Below are 19020 nucleotides of genomic sequence, written 5' to 3'. Positions count from 1 at the left end.
ATTAGATTTGCAGCAGACCAAATATCATTAAACCCCAAAACGCCAGCAATAATACCGTAAAGACCCAGTTCACCAGGCTGAATTTTTCATTCATGTCCTCTACTGAACCACGGTAAATGTCATTGATGGATTTTTGTGCGGTCTGCATTACGATAGCCGGAATAAATAATATGATTACCAAAACAAACATGCTGGCAAAAGGCCCGATTTTGATACCTTCTAATATCTTATCCGAAAGGTTAGAAGCAATTGAGGAGATGATATAAATGGTTGCCAACAATCCGGCCGACCATTTCACCGTTACTTGTTTGATTTCAGCAAGTTGCTTAATTCCGGTAAACAAGGAATAGGCGAAAAAAATGCTAAAAACTGCCCTTGCCACTGGCCAGCAATCTTCACCGCCATAGATTTTTTGTCTGCGCCACTGTTGATAAAACCAAACCAGTGAATAGATGCCCATAGACAAAATGCTGAAAATGATAACCTTCAAGCCACTGGTGATATGGTATTCAGGCTGTTTTTCTAAAAGGTTTTCTGGGACATCTACATTGGCTTCCGGCGCCGCGTATAAATTGACTTCTGAGGTTTCTGACATGTTCAGTTCCTTTGAAACTTATTCTTCAGACTTCAATGTATTGGCTTTGTAACACATTGTAAAGTGGTAATGCGGATGGTCTGAGTAGCCAGAGCTGGGAAATCGAAAGCCCTGCATAGATAATGAGTATGCCGGGCTATTACGCTGTTTTATTAGCTTGCTACGAAGGCCGGAATAATGCGCTCTGCGATAATTTGTTGTGTTGCCTCGTCGCCGTGATGAGCGGTGACCACCACGACCAGGTCAAGCTCTTCAATCAGCATGATGTACATACCGCCGCCGCCCTGGGCTGATGCTGAAGGATAGTGCTTACCGTTGTAATGTAAATCAGTCCCCCAAAAGTAAAAACCGTAGCCCTGTTTGGAGACATCCTTGCCACCACCATAGATATCATCGTCGCCGGTGAAGATCTGACGGCTGGTAGCTTCGTTGAGATAATCCTCAGAGATCAGTTGTTGGTTGCTCCATTTGCCGTTATTGATGGCTAACAAGCCAAATTTAAGCATATCTCTGGAGGTGATACTGACTTTCCAGCCAGCTTCGGGCAGGCCACTGGCGGCGGTTTTCCAGCTGTAATTGTGGATGCCGAGCTTGTTGAGGAGTTCCTGTTCAATAAACTCCTGGGCAGTGCCGGGTACAACGGCATCGAGTACTTGCATAATAAATTGCGGGCCGGTGCCATACTTAAACCCCTGCGAATCTTTGCTTATAGGTTTGCTGGTTTCGAGGATAACCTGAATCTCTTGTTGTCCCTTTAGTTTCTCTGGATTGTCATTGATCTGCTGCCATTGCTCTTCGCTGATATCAATACCTGTGGTCATGGTCAGGGCATGGCGCAGTGTTATTCTCTCGGCTCCATCCACCAATCGAGAATGATCCAGATCTTTGAGAAAACCAATCACAGGTTTGTCCAAATCAGCCATTGAGAGGTAACCTAGCTGTATGGCGCGACCTACAGCAAGAGAGGTATAACTTTTTGTTGCGGAAGATTGCGGGTGTGACAGGTCGATACGGCCGCGCTTGTAATAGGATTCAAACAGCAGTTCGCCTTCGTGGGCGATGAGTAAGCTGTCCATTTGGCCGTGCTTTTCTTTAGCAATTTCTTTAGCTAGCTTAACGATATGCGCTTTGTTCTTCTTCAGCTTTCCAACAGAGATACCATCATCCAGATTTTCTGGTGTTGCACTGATGTAGGCTTTTTCAAGTTCCGGAATATCCATGAATCTTTTATTTTGCTCAGGCTCGCGCCAGTGTTTAATTAAAGCTTCTTCTGTTGTGGCTCTGGGGGCCTGAGTAGATTCTGAACCGGCTAAAGCAGGGTTGCACAACATGCTCAAAACTGTGGCAGCGTATAAGTGGCGGATTTTATTTTTCATATCTGTCTCTTTAAGATTTTGTCATCTCAGCTTACTTCTGAGTTGTGGTTTTGAACTCATCGCCAGTCTGTCGTAATTTCTCCAGAAAACATGAAAAAAGGCTGACTTGTCGCTGATTTTTTGCTGATAATCTGAAATGATGTTCTGATAATTAAGTGATAGTGGTAACGTTGGTAGCTTTAGGGTAAGCCTGACGTCAGGGGAGTTATGGCAGAACAATATTGGTTGGGTGGTTTTTTTATTGACCTATCCCGGAATCAGATCACCCACAATAACGAAACGCTGACACTACCGCCTAAAGTACTGGCGGTGCTGACCTATCTCGCGGAGCACCAAGGCAAGGTAGTGAGTCAGGACGACTTGCTGGATAACATCTGGAAAGATACCGTGGTATCGCCTAACACCCTGCAACGCTGTATTGCACAATTGCGCAAGGCGTTGGGAGACGACAGCAGACAGCAGCAAATTATTAAAACCCATGCCAAAAAAGGCTACAGCCTGGAATGTAGCGTAAGCTGGCAAAATGGTATTACCCCGCAAACCAGCAATGAACAAGACAGGGATAAGCTTGCTGAAACCATCACTGCTGGCTCAACCGAGAGTATTGAAGGCAGCGATACGGCTCACAAAGAAATAGATTCCGAGTACCGCAAAGACAACAAGCCATTCAATCGACGCAATATAGTTGTGTTGGCTGTTTTGCTATTGGTAGCAGGTGGTGTGATGCTTCAGAGTTTTTGGACAAAGCCGGAGCACCACTTTGTTATCGACAACATTCGCCCTCTGACATCAACCGACAACCGGGAACTTGCCAGTGTTTATTCTCCTGATGGCCAATACATAGTGTTTAAGCGCTTCCCGGAAGTATTGTGCGTGAATAACCTCTGGGCAAAGAACATCGCCACCCAGGAAGAGTTCCAATTGACTCAAGACATTGGCGCTTATGGCAATCCTGCCTTTTCAGCAGATGGGAAAACGTTAGCGTTTGTTAAAGAGGTTGATTGCAGAACGCCGGTTACGCAAAACAGTTGTTACAAACTGCAAAGTCTGGACTTTGAACAGGCACTCAGAGCCCCGCAGGCTCCAGAAACCTTGATGGAATGTAAAAATACCGAAATTCGCACTGCAAACTGGCTAAATCAGGATGAAATTGCCTTGATGCAACAACAAGAGGACCGTTGGCAACTCATCAGCTATTCTATTCAGGAAAATAAAAGTAGCACTTTGTTTGCATCTGATGAAGGCAACCTGACTTACTATGACTACTCGCCGAAACTGCAGTTACTGGCATTGTCACGAATCGATAGTGAGGGGAAAGCCTATATCGAAATGCGCAAACCTGACGGTGAGTTGCTATCCAGCCGTGAGATTCGCTTTCCTGACAATATTGTTAAATATCGCCCGATTTACCCGCGTTTCTCGGCACAGGATGGTGTCTTGCTATTTAGCACCGGCAGACAACTCTTTAGTTTGTCCGACAAAGGGCAGGTAGCGCGGGTTAGTGTGCCACTGGATGAGGCGATGGGAACGCCGGTATTTCACCCTGATGGTAAACATATGCTGGCCATTAAAGGCCATTACGACAGCGACATTGTATTGCTGCCACGCCCTGAGCCAGATGGTACTCCAGGTGAAATAACCCGCCAGCAAATGCTCGATAGCGCGTTGGTGCGCTCCACCTTGGGGGAAGACCAGGCCGTTTTTCAGCCAGGCGGTGATTGGATTGCTTACTCTTCCGGCCGTTCCGGTACGGAGCAAATCTGGTTAACCGACGGCCTCATAACCAAACAGCTTAGTCAATTTCCCATGGATACCTTTATCAGGAGTTTTGCATGGGCCACAGATGGACAAGGCCTTTTGGTTAGCGCTTCTTACGAGTTAAGGCGTATTGAGCTTGATGGTAGCGAAACCGAGGTGCAGATTCCTTATCCTGTAACAGACCTTTTTCACTGGGATCGCGGGGAGCAGACTGCATTGGCGATGGCGCAAATTCAGGGGATCCGTCGCCTGGTGGAGATTGACCTGGAAAAACGCAGTGTACGGGTCGTGAATAATAAAAAGGTGCTATGGGCCCAAAAAACCGATGATGACAGAGTGATTTATATGGATAACATGGATCGCTTTTGGCAACCGGGTCCGGCCGAAGAGCAGTTGCTTCCTATCGAATATGGTGCCGGGAGTCATAAGCACTTTGTAGTCAGGGACCAACAAATATACGGCATTAATAGCGACTATCAGTTGTGGTTTTACAACCTGCAGGACAATAGATCAGGCATTATCGCGCAACTGCCAGACACCGTTGACTACATCACGGATATTAACGAGCAGCAGATGCTACTGACTTTACGCGTCGCAGCCAGTAAGGAAGTGGTTGAGTTGACGTTGCAGTAAACAAGTCGGGTGGGATTTTAAGTCCACAATGCTTTAGTCAAAGGTATGGTAATCTCCGATTAGCTTGTTTCATCTTCATGACCTAAATATTGTTGATTTTCCATCAAGTAAAGGACTGCCCGGTAAGAGTGTTCCTAACAATACTCGTAAAGTTTGAGCTCAAGGCGGACTTAGCTGATGCGTTCAGTAAAGCCGCCTTCGATCTCTAGGTCAAATCCTATTTATGTGTGAATTTATTGAAGATTTTGCTTTAATTTGAGCGCTTCGCCGTCCACTTCGATCTCAGCCAGGACCTGCACTTGAACATCCCCTCGATAATTTGGGGACAAAGTAAAGCTATAAGTCGTTTCAAATTGTTCATATGGGGCAAAGCTGATGTGCTTCTCTACCAGGCTTTGGTTTACTGCATAACTAGGAAATACCTCATAAATAAGTTTACCTTTGCTTTGCCCCGAATACGGACCGGTTAACTTGGTGTGAATATGCAATTGATTGTGGCTTTGCTGTTTATTCGCGCTTAAGTAAACGCCATCAAAGGGGGCGACCGGGGAAACGCTTCTCTGCGTGCTGGTCAGGTTTCGCCATTGCAGTTTCAGATTTGCGCTTATCTGGTGGGCCTCGGTAGAGGTTCTTAGGCTAAGGTTATGCACGCCAGGTAGCAGCAATTGCTTTAGATTCTGTGTGAGGACGGGGGGCTGTGTTTTTCCTTGCCAGACTATTTCGGCACTAAGGGCTACCGGGTAGTCTGATGGATTAACAACACGCAAAAAGGGTTGTTCCTGATGATAAACAATGCTGGCCTGAATACCACCAAGATTTGCAATTAAGTCATTATCCTTAGTTTCCAATAATTGTGTTTGCAGTGCGTCCAGCTGTACTGCCAGCGTCTGATGGCTGGTCTGGTCAGGTAACTGACGTAAAATGGATTTCAATTGCGGCTGGCAGTTTGTTACCAATGACTTTAGGTTCTCGCAGCTCACAAAGGCGCGACGTAAGCCCTGCATCTTGGAAAATTGCCAGGGGTTAGTTAGATTTTGTGGTTGGTAGCTGGCAGTCACACGACCATCATTTAAATAAGGGGTTAGCTTATGGCTGACATCTTTGGCCAACAGGCTGATATCACCTTGACTGAGTTGTTGGTACAACTCTGGGGTGAGAGGATAATTGAATTCCTGCACTTGTGCCTGACTACGCAGCACTATTTGCAGAGCTTCTGGTGTGGTTTTCAGGCTGATACCCAATTGATGGGAAGCTTGAACTGCTGCAAATAAATCCGGGCTTAGAGCGAATGCGGCGTAATCGGCCAATAAGTTGTGGCTCTGAATTTTCAGATAGCGGCCATCAACCAGTTGCAGGCTCAGATAGCTGTCCAGGTTATTGTCAGCTTCGCCTTGGAACTGCTGTCTGTAAGTGTGGTTTTCGTTGGCTAGCTGCAAACCCAGAGCCAGACCAATCTGACCTCGCTGAAGTTGTTCCGGCACAAAGTCGATTAACAGGCCGTGAGCCAAATGCACCGATGCGTTGGTCAGTTCAATAAGTCGATTAGGTTGCGGCGCCGGAAAATCCATCACTTGTTGGTTGTTCGCGCCCTTTGGCAGGCGAATATCTAGTCTGGGCAATTGTTCGGCTTCTCCACTCCGAATAAAGTAACTACTGCCGTCTTGCTCCCAAGGGCCATAGGCAATATGGAAGCTAGGCTTCAACTCATGCACAAATCGGGCAAAATCGGCTTCCAATGCTGGCCAATCGGTAAAGGTTTCCTTTAGCAGTCGATTCGCGGTGGGCAGTGTCGCATCCGAGTGCGGGTTGGCAGTCATCAGGCGGTCACGAAACAGGGCAAAATATTGTGCGCGTAGCGGGTCAGAAATTAAGAAATGGATAATAAGGAAATTCAGACCGCGTTTTAGAGCCGGATCATCGTTAATTTGTTCAATACTTGGCATCTCTCCCTCATAATATTGTTTTAGCCCCATCTCCAGATAATTCATTGGCGCTCGATCAAAAACCATCACTGTCAGTTCACGGCGTTTGGGATCGTATACATGGGAGGCTATGGCATCAGCCAAACCTTCTGTTATCCAATTGGGAGCCCAGGTGGAATGCCCGGATAAAGCCATGTGAAAAGCGTGCATGGTTTCATGGATGACAATATAACGCTGATGCTGTTGGCGATGACTGGGAAAGCTATAACCGGCCCGGTTGTAATACATAGTTTCTCCCCCTGCGGTATCATGCACACCTCGGTCAAAGCCGTCGTCCAGCATGGCTTCACGCACCCGCTCGCGGCTGGAACCGTACACTACGGCGATGCGTTGCCGCTCTATATTGGGGGGCTGTGCACCAAACAGTTCAACATACTGGGGGTAAGACAACTCCAGTAACTCCAGATACAGCCTGACCTTTTCTTCCGGTAAATCACTTTGAATCGCGAAGTGTTTGCTGACCCACCAGTTGTAACCGGGGCTGTTCGATATCTTACCTGTGCTATAGGTGTAGGGGATTTGCTTACCGACAAAAGCAATATCTATATCCTGTAGTCTGGAAGTTCTGCCTGCTATCTGAATATCAACCTCTTGCTCACCAGGGGCAGGTATCACTGGTAATTGGCTATGGGCAAGGGGTTCTGTTTCGGATATTGATGTGCCGCAGCCCGACAAGCACAGCAATAAGAGCAGTAGGGTTATGATGTTTTGCATTAACTTCTGTATATTGCAAGTTATAATGGGTATACAATATACAATATACAATATATAGTTGGAAAGTCCATACATTGATTCCGCTCTGTGTCTACTTCACCCAAATCAAGGGAAAGCCGACAGGGATTGAGCTCGTTGATTCAACTACTCTCAAAATCTGTCGCAACTTACGCATTCCCAGACATCGCAGCATGAACGGGTTTATGCTGAATCTAATTGGGGGCTTGAAAGCCTATTGCCGAAGGCAGAGAAGCCGCCACTGAACAACTCTGAAGTGGAATATCAGATGATAAAAGTAGGGCTTAAACCGATCTCAGGTGAATTTAAATCAAGCTGTTAAAGTATCCAAATGGATCGGAAGTACGGGAGCATATGGACGAATAGCTCAGAAAGCCACAATGAGTATTAAAAATACCTCTCCCACATTCGTTGAGAGTAGTTTAATGTTGAGTAAGGGAAAAGGGTCATGACAAACTATTTGACATGACCCTTACGAGACGTAAACCGGGTCGATTCCGGCGTTTAGTCAGGAAAGGTTAGAAGTCGTAACGCATAGATAAACGTACCGAGCGTGGTGCTTGCCAGTTTGATGGAGTGCGCCACAGGGCATCGTCGTTGGCAGTCAAAGGTTGACCATCACCCAGGTCCTGAACTGACGACGTTTCACCAATTTCACGCACGTCTGTTACTTTGTCCCAATTGAACGGGTTGAATACTGTTAAACTGAATTGAGTCTGACCACCGAACAGTTCCACAAAATAATTCAGCCCCAGATTCAATGTCTGAATGTTGGGGGTTCTTCCCGCTGTACCTCGAGCAACTGCCTGTTCATCCTTACGGAAGTACTCCGCCCCCCAGCCTGGCAAATCTTCGTGGTAACCAAAGTGGTTGATGGGCCGACCTGAGTAATAGCTGTAGTTGAAAGACGCAGTGACATCTTCACTCAGTTCGTATACGCCCCACAGTTTGAAGTTGTGCGGTCTGTCGTTGGGTAGGCGGCCATATCCGTCTTCTACTATTTGCGGTTCATCAAAGGCGCGGGTCCAACCCGGATCACGCTGACCGTTATCCGAACGTACCAACCCTTCGGTATTGCCTTCAGAGCGACTCCAGGTGTAAGACCCGGCAATATGAAATTGCTCGGTCACATCGCCGTCAAAGGTAAACGTTAGTGCATGGTATTTCCGTTTAGCTTCTGGGTAACCCAGATATGCGGCAGGGATTGTTTCCAGGGTTAGCGTACCATCGCCATTGAAGTCTTCCCAAATAGTCAGGTCTTGACCGGGATTCAGCAAACGGGCAGAGCCACCGTTCCATACTTGCCCTGCTACATCAGCAAAGCCGCTGCAGTCCTTGCTATTGTCAGCACACCATTGCAAAACACCCCAACCACCTTCACCGGCGAAGCCATCCACTTGTGAGTCTTCTATGGAACGCACTAAATCACGGTAAGTATAGGTAATGCCAAGTAACCAATTGTCATTCAGTACTATTTCATAGCCAAGGTTATAGCCATCCAGATACATGGGTTTGAGGTCGGCATCCGCAAAAATCTGACCGGGTCTGACAGTGCCGTCACCATAGACTTGCACGCCTTGAATCGGCCCAGTGTTGAGTTGACCGTTATCCAAGTTGGCAGTACGGAACGTACGAATATCAAATTCAGGTGCAACAAAGCGCTCACTTACTCGCAGTGCCACAGGCTGATAATAACGACCATAGTTAAAAAAGACCTTCTGGTTTCCGTCAATATCATAGTTAAGTTCCAGCCGGGGTGCCCATTGGTTGTCTATGTCTATCCATTTATCACCGTTGTTGGTGGTGTTGGAAAAGGCTTCATTACGTATCCCAAAGGTCGCAACCAGTTGGTCGGTGACCTGCCATTTATCTTGAATATAGAAAGCCGAAAATTTGCCATCAATATCGGCTTTTTTGGAAAATTCACGGGTATAAAGGTAGTCACCTGCTGGCATTGTGAACTCACCATTCTCGCAGGCATTCCCAAGCGAACACCAACGAGTACGGTCAGTGGATGCTCGCCATACTTGCATAGTTGAGTAGTGCCTGGACAAACCAAATTCATCCAGGTCATCGGGGCCATGGCCATGGTTGTCAATTTTGGCGTTGATATCATCCTGCTCATAACCAAAAGATAAGGTATGGTCATCAGTGATGGCCCAGTCGAAATCAACCCTAAAAGTATCCCGAGTATCTTCTTCCAGCCTGGCATAGTCACCAAAAGTATTTGTAACCAATGCGCAACTACCAGTGCGGCAGTCATAAAGACTATTTTGCTCGGAGGTACCCAGGCGGCCGTCATTAGAGGTTTTCATTCGCCCATAGTTAGCGATCACTGATAAATTATCGGTTAGGTAACCACTATAGTTTAGGATGGTAAGTTGATTATCGATTTCAAAGGTACGATCCAGCCCATCTAAGTCAACCACCAGATCACCTCGGCCGTTTTGTGCCGACCAGTGATATTCATTATCCGTGGTATCCCGCTGGGCATCAAGGTGCATCAGAGAGAGGCTGTGGTTTTCTGTTACTTGCCAATCCAAATTAATGAACAGTGAATCTTTATCTACATCGCGAGAAGTGAAGGTAGTATCCGATTCACCGGTATCGGCCCACTCATATTCGTTCCTGGCTGGTGCATAGAGGACATAGAAAAACGCTTTATCTTCAATAATCGGACCACTGGCATACAGGCTGTATTCCTTCAAATCACTGTTGTCTTCTGAATGACGGGCATGGTTGTACCAACCATCTCCGTTACGATCTGTATAGTTAAAATCCGGTTTGGTGCCACCCAGACCACCGGGCTCCCAGTCCAGTTTTACTCCAAAGCGGAATTCGTTGTCACCGGTTTTTGACACCATGTTAGTTACGCCACCTACAGTGCGACCATAGCGTGCGGGAATACCACCATTGATAACCTGAATCTGGTCAACTATTTCCCAAGGAAACTCAGAGATTATAGCGTTGTATCGAATATCAGTAATGTTGAAGCCATTAAGGTAGTAACCATTTTCGGCTACTGAGCCACCTGCTGAACTGACCAGGCGGCCGTCAGAACCCCCAATCCCCGAAAAAATATCATTATCGCCAATGGCGTTACCGGGTGCCAGGGTCGCCACATCGGTCAGACTTTCCCCGATAGCCATAGTGGATAAATCATCGGCACTAAAACTAACCCCTTGCTGAGAACCCTGAAAGTCAATTTTAGCCACTGCACTACCCGAGATCTGAATTACCTCTATATTGCTGTCGGTCAGATTGATTTCCTTAAGGTCCGTGGCACCCCCCAGAGATATTTCTACTTTACTTACCGATGCACTCTGGTACCCATCTTTACTGATAGTTACAGTATAACTACCAACCGGCAGACCCTTGATACTGAATTCGCCATCCGCATTAGTATTGGTTTTACGTACAATTCCTTTGTTGTCATGCACCAGAGTAACTAATGCATTCGCCAGATCTGCACCCTCTGATATCACTGCACCACGCATTTCACCATAGGTATCGCTGGCAGCATGTGCGAGTGGGGCACACAGGCAGCTAGCCACTGTGGCGGCTAGTAGGCTGTGTTGCCATCTTGTTTGTTTGTTCATATGAATTTCCCTTGTTGTTGTTTGTTAGCCGGTTAAACCGACCCGAGCGATGATAAAACGAACAGAGGAAAAAATACAGTATATTGTATACAATATACTGTATTGTTCATATTGGTGATTTGAAACACTCCTCAATAAATAGGTGCAAAATAAGGTAAGACATACTCTGAAACTATCAACTCACCGCAAAGGGGAAAAATTTAGAGTAGTTAGAGACAGCGAACAGAGTAATTTGTGATTTCTGCCGTCAGTTCAGATGAAAAATGAGTAAAAGAATCTATTAAACTTGGTATATAGGCCTGTAAACTAAACTGACTATTCCCTGTAACTGGCTCTGGCGCAGCTAAAGAGTAAGATTTTAGGTGAACTTTTATCAAGTATCCGGCTATAAGCAATAACAACTGTGGAATAGTGCTACCTGGCCGCAGATAAAAGAGTGTTGGTTACTGGCGCGCTCAGCAATTGTTCTTATTGTCAGTGAGAAGTATTAATCAATTCTTACTACTAAATAGTTGATCCTAACACTGCTACCCTCTCTTTGTTAGTTCATGGTTATTTCCGAGAAAAGCCGAAGTCGCTTGGATAAATCGATGCACGTGCTGTAGTAGTTACCACATTTATGTAAATTGGTGATTGCGAGTCACGGTGTCATGCAGTGCATGCCATAGCATAGGAAGGGTATTACCTCACCCTCCTCCCTGTACTTATAGGAGATCCTGACGTGTTCTGTGAAAATACTTTAGGAGACAGTAGGGCGTAAGCTTAAAGGTTGATTCCATCAAAAAGCTTTCTTTGAGTTTGTTGAACACCACATTTTGCGAATTTAATCTTGTAGTCGGTAACCGCAAATTTCAGGAATTGAAGGAGGGGGTTGTTGGGGCGATGTCAAATATAAACACCTCCAAATGCCCTCTAAAAAAGTGAACATGTATGAAAGGTAATGAAAGGGTTTTTCAATATTATAAATAAAAAACCCTGTAAAAACAGGGTTTTGAGTGTTGGTCGACTTCAGTGCAACTTACTGAAAGATAGGGCGTGGTGCTACATCATGCCGCCCATGCCACCCATGCCACCCATGCCGCCCATATCTGGCGCAGGAGCTTCATCTTTAGGTGCGTCAGTGATCATACACTCGGTAGTGATCATCAGGCTGGCGATAGACGCTGCGAATTGCAGAGCTGAACGCGTAACCTTAGTTGGGTCAAGGATACCCATTTCGATCATGTCGCCGTAAGTGTCGTTACCAGCGTTGTAACCGTAGTTACCTTCGTGGTTTTTAACTTCGTTAGTAACAACAGAAGCTTCTGCACCGGCGTTAGAAGCGATTTGACGCAGAGGAGATTCCATCGCGCGCAGCGCCAGGTTTACACCGTGAGTTTGGTCTTCGTTGTCACCAGTCAGGCCAGCTAATTTAGCTGCAACACGAACCAGAGCAACACCACCACCAGGTACTACACCTTCTTCAACGGCAGCGCGAGTAGCGTGAAGTGCATCTTCTACGCGAGCTTTCTTCTCTTTCATTTCAACTTCAGTAGCTGCGCCAACTTTGATTACTGCTACACCGCCAGACAACTTAGCCAGACGCTCTTGCAGTTTTTCTTTGTCGTAGTCAGAAGTAGATTCTTCGATTTGACCACGGATTTGCGCGCAACGACCTTTGATAGCTTCTTCGTCGCCAGCACCGTCAACTACAGTGGTGTTGTCCTTGTTGATAACGATACGCTTAGCAGTACCTAAATCTTCCAGAGTAGCTTTTTCCAGCTCAAGACCGATTTCTTCAGAGATTACGGTACCGCCAGTCAAAGTTGCGATGTCTTGTAACATAGCTTTACGACGGTCACCGAAGCCAGGTGCTTTAACTGCAGCAACTTTAACGATACCGCGCATGTTGTTAACAACCATAGTGGCCAGTGCTTCGCCTTCTAAGTCTTCAGCGATAACCAGCAGAGGCTTAGACGCTTTAGCAACAGCTTCTAGTACTGGCAACAATTCACGGATGCTGGAAACTTTTTTGTCAACCAACAGAATGAATGGGTTTTCCAGTTCAACAGTGCCGTTGTCCTGGTTGTTGATGAAGTAAGGAGACAGGTAACCGCGGTCGAATTGCATACCTTCAACAACGTCCAGTTCGTTTTGCAACGCCTGACCTTCTTCAACAGTGATAACGCCTTCTTGACCTACACGGTCCATCGCTTCAGCGATGATGTTACCTACTTCTTCGTCAGAGTTTGCAGAGATAGTACCTACCTGAGCGATAGATTTGCTGTCTTTACAATCAGTAGACAAAGCTTTTAATTCTTCAACGGCTGCAGCAACGGCTTTGTCGATACCACGCTTAAGATCCATTGGGTTCATACCCGCAGCAACAGACTTAAGACCTTCAGTTACGATAGATTGAGCCAGAACAGTTGCAGTAGTAGTACCGTCACCCGCTTCGTCGTTAGCTTTAGACGCAACTTCTTTAACCATCTGAGCGCCCATGTTCTCGAACTTGTCTTCCAGTTCGATTTCTTTGGCTACAGATACACCGTCTTTTGTGATGGTAGGTGCGCCGAAAGACTTGTCTAAAACAACGTTACGGCCTTTAGGACCTAAAGTTACTCTTACTGCATTTGCCAGAACGTTAACACCCGCCAACATCTTTGCGCGAGCGTCATCTGAGAAGCGAACTTCTTTAGCTGCCATTTTAATTTCCTCTAATTATGCTTAGTTGATGGGGTTGAATTATTCGACGATTGCAAGGATGTCGCTTTCGCTCATGATAAGCACGTCTTCGCCATCCAGTTTTTCAGTTTTAACGCCGTATCCATCATTGAAGACAACGATGTCGCCAACTTTTACGTCAAGTGCGCGAACTTCACCGTTGTCAAGAATGCGACCGTTACCAACAGCGATAACTTCACCACGAGTGGATTTTTCTGCAGCAGAGCCAGTTAGAACGATGCCGCCAGCAGATTTAGTTTCCTGCTCGTGACGCTTAACGATAACGCGATCGTGTAAAGGACGAATTGCCATCTCAAGATCTCCTGATAAGTCTTGTGTAAGTCAAATAAAAACCCAAATGGGCGGTTATTTCAGCCGCTGTGCCGAATGGCAAAGTGGCATGTTGTTTGTTTCTGCAAGCCTAGATGGGGTTCTCAAAATCGATCTCAAGGACTTTTTTTAAAAAAAATGCTTTTTTTGTTTATTTGTCGCAATTCGTCGTAGCAAAGTCCGAAAAACACCCTGATAAAGCGAAACAATCATGGTCACTGTCAATATTTAGGAATCGACAACCATGAAGAAAAATCTTGCGATATTACTGTTTGACCAGGTGGAAGTGTTGGACTTTGCTGGCCCTTTTGAAGTGTTTTCGGTGGCCAATGAGTTACATGATTTCAGCCTGTTTAACGTTTTTACACTGAGCGAAAAGGGCGAGGATGTGGTCGCGGTCAACGGCTTGAAAGTGGGCGTAGATTGTAGTTTTAACACTTGCCCCGATGAAATCCATTATTTGGTATTGCCTGGTGGCGATGGCACCAAGATCATTTTCCAGCAACCAGACTATCAACGCTGGATAAAAGCACATTATCACCAGGCGCAACAGGTGTTAACCGTATGCTCCGGTACTCGCTTGCTGGCCGGGGCAGGACTGTTATCCGGCAAACAACACTGCACTCATCAGGATGTTTACCCGCATATTACAGAGTTGGCACCAGATGCTTTGCCTCAGAAACACCTGCGCTATGTGCGCGATGGAAAACTGCTCTCCGCAGGCGGGATATCCGCCGGTATTGATGCCGCTTTTGAGATGCTCAGGGACATTACCGGAACAGAAGTCGCCAACAAAACCGCAACCTATATGGAGTATCACCGCAATAGCGCTGAGTGTGGAATGGATTTTAGGCGCGACTGATATAATCTGTGCAAACCCTACACTGCCGATATGGCAAACTCACTGCTGCGACAATGACGGCCAGGGATAAACCCCTTTGCTATCAACTGTGGGGTTTTGCAATTGAATAATCCGGCGCTTGCTAAGATGGGCTTTTTCGATAGCCCCATTTTCTATGGTGTGGAATAACACGTCGAAAGAGCCATCATCAATGCTGGCCAGCAGGCCTTTTTCTATTGTTTCAGCCAGTGCCCGGTTGTTTTTGTGTACAAAAAAGAAGATGTAGGCGGGGTAGGAAAATGCCAAGTGTTGCTCAACCGCCAAGCCGTGTTGCTTGTGTTCTTGCGCTTCTCCCCACACTTCCAGAATTGAACGAGGAAAGTAATCAGCCCGGCCTTTTTCCACCAATTCGAACATAGCGTCGTAAATTTCCACGCCTTCTACTCTGTAACCATTCTGCATCAGGACTTTAGTGTCTGGCCAGTCGTGTCCTTGCACTGCCAGCCTCTCCTGCTGCAGGCTCAACAGTGGTATTGCTTTATCAAACTTTGATTGATTTTGCTTGCTGATTAAAAAAATCCGATAACCGAACAGCCCTTTGTAGATGGGGATTTTAATGGCTCGCAGTTTTCTTTCGCGTTCGATGGAAGTCATACTCCAGGCGACATCCAGTTCAATGTCTTGCGATAACAAGACTAACGCACGGCCTTGTTGGATCTTAATACCGGATTCGCTGAGGTGATAATGCGTATCTGGCTGACCTTTTTTGAGGGCCATTTTGAGCAGCGCAAGGGGATAGCCATCAGAGAAAGACTGATGGGGATAAGTCAGAAATACCTCGGTACTGAACACGCTATTGCTCAATAGCGTGAGCAGCATAATTATGCTTCGGCCCATGGTCAGGATAAAAAACTGGTCTGTATCATAATGACAATTAAAGACCAGTTTTAACGACTTTGCATTGGTACTTTAGTACAAGGCGTAGCAGATTTTAATCGTCCTTGCGCTGATATTCGCCCTCTATAATGCTGGGATCCTGAGGTTTATCAGATTGGTAGGAACTGTCCGGTTGCTGCCTTTGATGAAAGTGAGTCTGTTGGAAACCCGCACTGCTGTGCATCACAACTCTATGGCCAAATTGTGTCATCAAATAACGGGCGATTACTGGTCGGGTGAGCGGCATGGAGAATAAAAAGCCGATACCATCAGTGATAAAGCCAGGAGTTACCAAAAGCACCCCTGCGACTAACAGCAACAACCCTTCAGCCATTTCCTGGCCGGGCATTTCTCCACTGCGCATTTTAAGTTGAGCCGTGGTCAGGGTTTGGATACCTTCCTTGCGCACCAGATGAGCGCCCACAAAGGCGGTAATCACCACAATAGCCACTGTATTCCAGCCGCCAATTATTTCTCCAACATTGATCAGCAAGGCTATTTCAATAATGGGTAAAATCGCGAATAATATGAAAAGTTTTGCAAACACGTTCGTCTCTTTTGGCCTACGCTTTATCCCTACAGACATTGAGGCTCTGCTTAAAATCTCAATGTTATGTTATGTAACCAAGTTTGTATCCCTGTTTTTTCTTGAGCATGAAATATGATCTCAGGAGTACGGGTCTTTAGGAGCTATTATGTCAGATTTATGTGTTGTTTTGTGTACTTGCCCGGATAAATCCCATGCGCGCAATATTGCCTGCAAGGCTGTGGAGGAAAACCTGGCAGCCTGCGTAAACATTATTCCCGGGATTTTATCGGTGTATCGTTGGCAGGGTAAGGTACTGCAAAATTCTGAGTGCCAGTTGGTACTTAAAACTCATAAAGAGGCACTGGCTGCCTTGCAGAAATTGGTATTTAAGGCGCATCCTTATGATGTTCCAGAATGGATCGTTTTAGATGCCGATGATGCAGGCGAAGAATATGAGCAGTGGATTAAAAGTACGGTTAAATGAGCAATAACAAGCACTTAGTTTTATTTTTTGCAGTTTTTTTAATGGTGTTGCAGTTTGTTGGACTGCAACCCGCTCAGGCGCGACAGTTCGATACCCAGGTAGAGGATCTGTTTTCCGATGAACCTGAGTTCTTGCCCGTTGATGAAGCCTTTATCTTTGAATTTGATCAGCAGCAGGACCAGTTGATTCTTAAATGGCAAATTGCCGAAGGCTATTACCTCTATAAAAAACAATATAAGTATGTTGAAAAAGATGTTTCAGTAGCAGACGCCGTTTTTATCTCTGAACATCAGCAAATTGAAGATGAATACTTTGGCATATCGGATGTTTATTTTGAACAGCTAGAAATTCGACATGATATCCAATATGCCAAACAAGACGGCGTGTTCAAGGTGCGCTATCAGGGCTGCGCAGAAGCGGGCTTGTGTTATCCACCCACTACCAAAGTGGTCTATCTGAGTGCCGTTGCCGGTGATGCCAAACTGGCTAATGCGGCTCAATCCTCTGAAACTATGGAATCTGAAGCTTCTTCTGTATCTGAACAGTTTGAGCTGCAAGCCATGCTATCTGGCGATCAGCCGCTGAGCATTACCCTGTTACTGTTTGTATTACTAGGTGCTGCGCTGGCCTTTACGCCCTGTGTGTTCCCCATGTATCCCATTATTTCCAGTATTGTGGTTGGCCAGGGTAAACAGGTGAAAACCTCCCGAGTACTGATTTTGTCGTTTTTCTACGTGCAAGGTATGGCCATTACCTATTCTCTGATTGGATTGGCAGTGGCCAGTGCCGGTGTGCAGTTTCAGACAGCACTACAGGCTGACTGGATACTGATTACCTTTACACTTATTTTTGCCGCATTGGCACTGGTGATGTTTGGTGCTTATGAACTGCAACTACCTTCGAGCTGGCAAGTAAAACTGAACAGCATGAGCGCGCAACAAAAAGGCGGCAGCTTTGTGGGCGTGTTTATTATGGGCGCGATATCTGGCCTGGTGGCGTCTCCCTGTACTACTGCACCGTTGACCGGAATTTTACTGTTTATTGCCCAAAGTGGCGATCTGTTGCTTGGTTTTACTGCGTTATACGCGCTGAGCATCGGTATGGGCATTCCACTGATTATTTTCGCGGTAACCGGTGGCAAGTTGCTACCAAAAGCTGGCAACTGGATGAATATCGTCAAAGTTACCTTTGGCTTTATGATGTTGGCTGTGGCGCTGTTGTTCCTGGAACGCATGGTGGAAAACCTTTGGACTAACCTGGCCTGGGCAGCAGTTGGCTTAGCCATGTTTAGTTATTTTTATGTGATGAATCAAAACAGCGCGGTGACGTTCTGGAAAGGTCTGCGTACCCTGGTAATTTTCCTGGGTTTATTTGCATCAACCATGTGGGGCTGGCAGCAAATTCAGGTGGCAACAGGACTGACTAGCCATTCCAGCGGGACGGCACCTGCGGCAAAAGCCCATCCTGAGTTTCTGATTGTGAAAGATCTTGCTGACTTTGAAGCCAAGCTGGCGCAAGCCAATCAGCAGGGCAAATCCGTGATGATTGACTTATACGCCGACTGGTGCGTGGCCTGTAAAGAATTCGAGAAGTACACCTTTACCGATGCCGGAGTACAGGATGCCCTGTCTAACACCGTTTGGATGCAAATTGACCTGACCGACAATACACCACAGTCGCTGGAGTTTCAGGAAACCTTTGCTATCTTGGGCCTGCCTACAATCATGTTCTTTGATGAGAAAGGCACGGAGCTGGATAGCGCCAGAGTTACTGGTTTTATGAAGGCCGATAAATTTGAAGCGCATGTGCGCAATGCTCTGTAGCTTACATTTAGTTGACTTACAGGAGGCACTGGCGGGGTGACTCGCCAGTTGTCAAGTTACAAATCTCTGTATTACACAACACCTTGTTTAAACAAAGCTGTTCCGCCTGTTTTGCTATTTCTGAGTCACTATCAATTTAAGTCAGTCGGTAAACGCTGGCTACCAGTATGGCTATTACACACCACCCAAGACCAATCGATAAAGGCAGAAAACCAATCACCACACCGATTTTAGACAGGGTATCCTCACCCACAATATCGGGTTTAATGGCCTGCAAGATAAAGCCAAATGGATTGTATATGGCACCGATGAAGGTCAGCCATAAAATCCATGGCGGTGGACTGATTTGCAACTGCAGCAACACCAGAAAAACCACAAAGATAATGGCCGACATGATCAGATAATCGATGTGAGAACGCACCAGATCCCGGTAATTGGGAAACACCTTCTTAACCCAGCGCCATTTCAGGTAGCGGGCGGCGGTTAACAACCAGGCTTCCAGCAAAGCCATAATCAGGCAAACCGAAGCCGCAATTGGCAGCAGATATAAGTCCGTAGTCATTTATTGTTTATGCAGTGAGAGTTGCGTATTTCCAACATTAGCAATTCCTTGAATGCCTGACAAAACGGGGCAGTTACAAATTTTCTTTCAATTTCAATCGGCTACTTATTTTCAGTGAGCATAATAACCCTGAATAG

13 protein-coding genes and 1 pseudogene are annotated in these 19020 nt (G+C 46.2%); 5 read left to right on the top strand and 9 right to left on the bottom strand.

Annotated elements, in window-relative coordinates:
- Position 1 precedes the first annotated feature (1 nt).
- A complete protein-coding gene (locus ACXAD8_RS12950) occupies positions 2 to 595 on the bottom strand; it encodes a hypothetical protein (protein WP_475229244.1) in 594 nt (197 codons plus the stop codon).
- A gap of 152 nt (positions 596 to 747) precedes the next feature.
- Positions 748 to 1971, bottom strand: a complete 1224-nt coding sequence (locus ACXAD8_RS12945) for a serine hydrolase domain-containing protein (protein WP_475229241.1) — start codon at positions 1969 to 1971, stop codon at positions 748 to 750.
- Positions 1972 to 2178: 207 nt separating this feature from the next.
- Here ACXAD8_RS12945 and ACXAD8_RS12940 point away from each other — a divergent pair, with 207 nt between their 5' ends.
- Positions 2179 to 4362 (top strand): winged helix-turn-helix domain-containing protein, encoded by a 2184-nt coding sequence (locus tag ACXAD8_RS12940; RefSeq protein WP_475229239.1) that lies wholly within the window; start codon positions 2179 to 2181, stop codon positions 4360 to 4362.
- Between the two features lie 233 nt (positions 4363 to 4595).
- Here the strand turns inward: ACXAD8_RS12940 and ACXAD8_RS12935 are convergent, their stop codons facing one another.
- On the bottom strand, positions 4596 to 7058 hold the full coding sequence (locus ACXAD8_RS12935) for a hypothetical protein (RefSeq protein ID WP_475229237.1): 2463 nt from the start codon (positions 7056 to 7058) through the stop codon (positions 4596 to 4598).
- Between the two features lie 68 nt (positions 7059 to 7126).
- Here ACXAD8_RS12935 and ACXAD8_RS12930 point away from each other — a divergent pair.
- Positions 7127 to 7258, top strand: a pseudogene (locus tag ACXAD8_RS12930) (transposase); the annotation flags it as partial.
- A gap of 336 nt (positions 7259 to 7594) precedes the next feature.
- On the opposite strand, the gene ACXAD8_RS12925 reads toward ACXAD8_RS12930, so the two are convergent.
- From ACXAD8_RS12925 to ACXAD8_RS12915, 3 genes are all read right to left on the bottom strand, one after another.
- Positions 7595 to 10675 (bottom strand): TonB-dependent receptor, encoded by a 3081-nt coding sequence (locus tag ACXAD8_RS12925; RefSeq protein ID WP_475229234.1) that lies wholly within the window; start codon positions 10673 to 10675, stop codon positions 7595 to 7597.
- A 1041-nt stretch (positions 10676 to 11716) separates the two neighbouring features.
- Positions 11717 to 13360, bottom strand: coding sequence for a chaperonin GroEL (gene groL / locus ACXAD8_RS12920; protein WP_475229232.1), 1644 nt, complete (start codon positions 13358 to 13360; stop codon positions 11717 to 11719).
- Between the two features lie 39 nt (positions 13361 to 13399).
- Positions 13400 to 13690 (bottom strand): co-chaperone GroES, encoded by a 291-nt coding sequence (locus ACXAD8_RS12915; RefSeq protein WP_475229230.1) that lies wholly within the window; start codon positions 13688 to 13690, stop codon positions 13400 to 13402.
- Between the two features lie 262 nt (positions 13691 to 13952).
- Between ACXAD8_RS12915 and ACXAD8_RS12910 the strand changes: the two genes are divergently transcribed.
- Positions 13953 to 14570: a DJ-1/PfpI family protein gene (locus tag ACXAD8_RS12910; RefSeq protein ID WP_475229227.1), complete on the top strand. Its 618-nt coding sequence runs from the start codon at positions 13953 to 13955 to the stop codon at positions 14568 to 14570.
- Positions 14571 to 14609: 39 nt separating this feature from the next.
- On the opposite strand, the gene ACXAD8_RS12905 is transcribed toward ACXAD8_RS12910, so the two are convergent.
- Together ACXAD8_RS12905 and ACXAD8_RS12900 are read right to left on the bottom strand one after the other, a co-directional pair.
- The gene (locus tag ACXAD8_RS12905) at positions 14610 to 15428 is read right to left on the bottom strand and encodes a hypothetical protein (RefSeq protein WP_475229224.1); all 819 of its coding nucleotides are present in this window, start codon (positions 15426 to 15428) and stop codon (positions 14610 to 14612) included.
- Positions 15429 to 15540: 112 nt separating this feature from the next.
- On the bottom strand, positions 15541 to 16032 hold the full coding sequence (locus tag ACXAD8_RS12900; protein WP_475229221.1) for an FxsA family protein: 492 nt from the start codon (positions 16030 to 16032) through the stop codon (positions 15541 to 15543).
- Between the two features lie 148 nt (positions 16033 to 16180).
- On the opposite strand from ACXAD8_RS12900, the gene cutA reads away from it, so the two are divergent.
- Positions 16181 to 16498: a divalent-cation tolerance protein CutA gene (cutA, locus tag ACXAD8_RS12895; protein WP_475229220.1), complete on the top strand. Its 318-nt coding sequence runs from the start codon at positions 16181 to 16183 to the stop codon at positions 16496 to 16498.
- Positions 16495 to 18321, top strand: a complete 1827-nt coding sequence (locus tag ACXAD8_RS12890) for a protein-disulfide reductase DsbD (RefSeq protein WP_475229218.1) — start codon at positions 16495 to 16497, stop codon at positions 18319 to 18321. The genes cutA and ACXAD8_RS12890 overlap by 4 nt, the downstream gene beginning before the upstream one ends.
- Before the next feature lie 136 nt (positions 18322 to 18457).
- On the opposite strand, the gene ACXAD8_RS12885 is transcribed toward ACXAD8_RS12890, so the two are convergent.
- Positions 18458 to 18883: a hypothetical protein gene (locus tag ACXAD8_RS12885; RefSeq protein WP_475229215.1), complete on the bottom strand. Its 426-nt coding sequence runs from the start codon at positions 18881 to 18883 to the stop codon at positions 18458 to 18460.
- Positions 18884 to 19020 lie beyond the last annotated feature (137 nt).

Source organism: Planctobacterium sp. AWH2_060 (genome assembly GCF_056158425.1).
This window is presented reverse-complemented; position numbering and strand designations above follow the sequence as displayed.

Excerpts from the sequence above, each read along its gene's own strand:
- ACXAD8_RS12915 (WP_475229230.1), bottom strand. The coding sequence starts at position 13,690 with ATGGCAATTCGTCCTTTACACGATCGCGTTATCGTTAAGCGTCACGAG.
- ACXAD8_RS12905 (WP_475229224.1), bottom strand. The coding sequence starts at position 15,428 with ATGCTGCTCACGCTATTGAGCAATAGCGTGTTCAGTACCGAGGTATTT.
- ACXAD8_RS12910 (WP_475229227.1), top strand. The coding sequence starts at position 13,953 with ATGAAGAAAAATCTTGCGATATTACTGTTTGACCAGGTGGAAGTGTTG.
- ACXAD8_RS12950 (WP_475229244.1), bottom strand. The coding sequence starts at position 595 with ATGTCAGAAACCTCAGAAGTCAATTTATACGCGGCGCCGGAAGCCAAT.
- cutA (WP_475229220.1), top strand. The coding sequence starts at position 16,181 with ATGTCAGATTTATGTGTTGTTTTGTGTACTTGCCCGGATAAATCCCAT.
- groL (WP_475229232.1), bottom strand. The coding sequence starts at position 13,360 with ATGGCAGCTAAAGAAGTTCGCTTCTCAGATGACGCTCGCGCAAAGATG.
- ACXAD8_RS12885 (WP_475229215.1), bottom strand. The coding sequence starts at position 18,883 with ATGACTACGGACTTATATCTGCTGCCAATTGCGGCTTCGGTTTGCCTG.
- ACXAD8_RS12925 (WP_475229234.1), bottom strand. The coding sequence starts at position 10,675 with ATGAACAAACAAACAAGATGGCAACACAGCCTACTAGCCGCCACAGTG.
- ACXAD8_RS12890 (WP_475229218.1), top strand. The coding sequence starts at position 16,495 with ATGAGCAATAACAAGCACTTAGTTTTATTTTTTGCAGTTTTTTTAATG.
- ACXAD8_RS12940 (WP_475229239.1), top strand. The coding sequence starts at position 2,179 with ATGGCAGAACAATATTGGTTGGGTGGTTTTTTTATTGACCTATCCCGG.
- ACXAD8_RS12945 (WP_475229241.1), bottom strand. The coding sequence starts at position 1,971 with ATGAAAAATAAAATCCGCCACTTATACGCTGCCACAGTTTTGAGCATG.
- ACXAD8_RS12935 (WP_475229237.1), bottom strand. The coding sequence starts at position 7,058 with ATGCAAAACATCATAACCCTACTGCTCTTATTGCTGTGCTTGTCGGGC.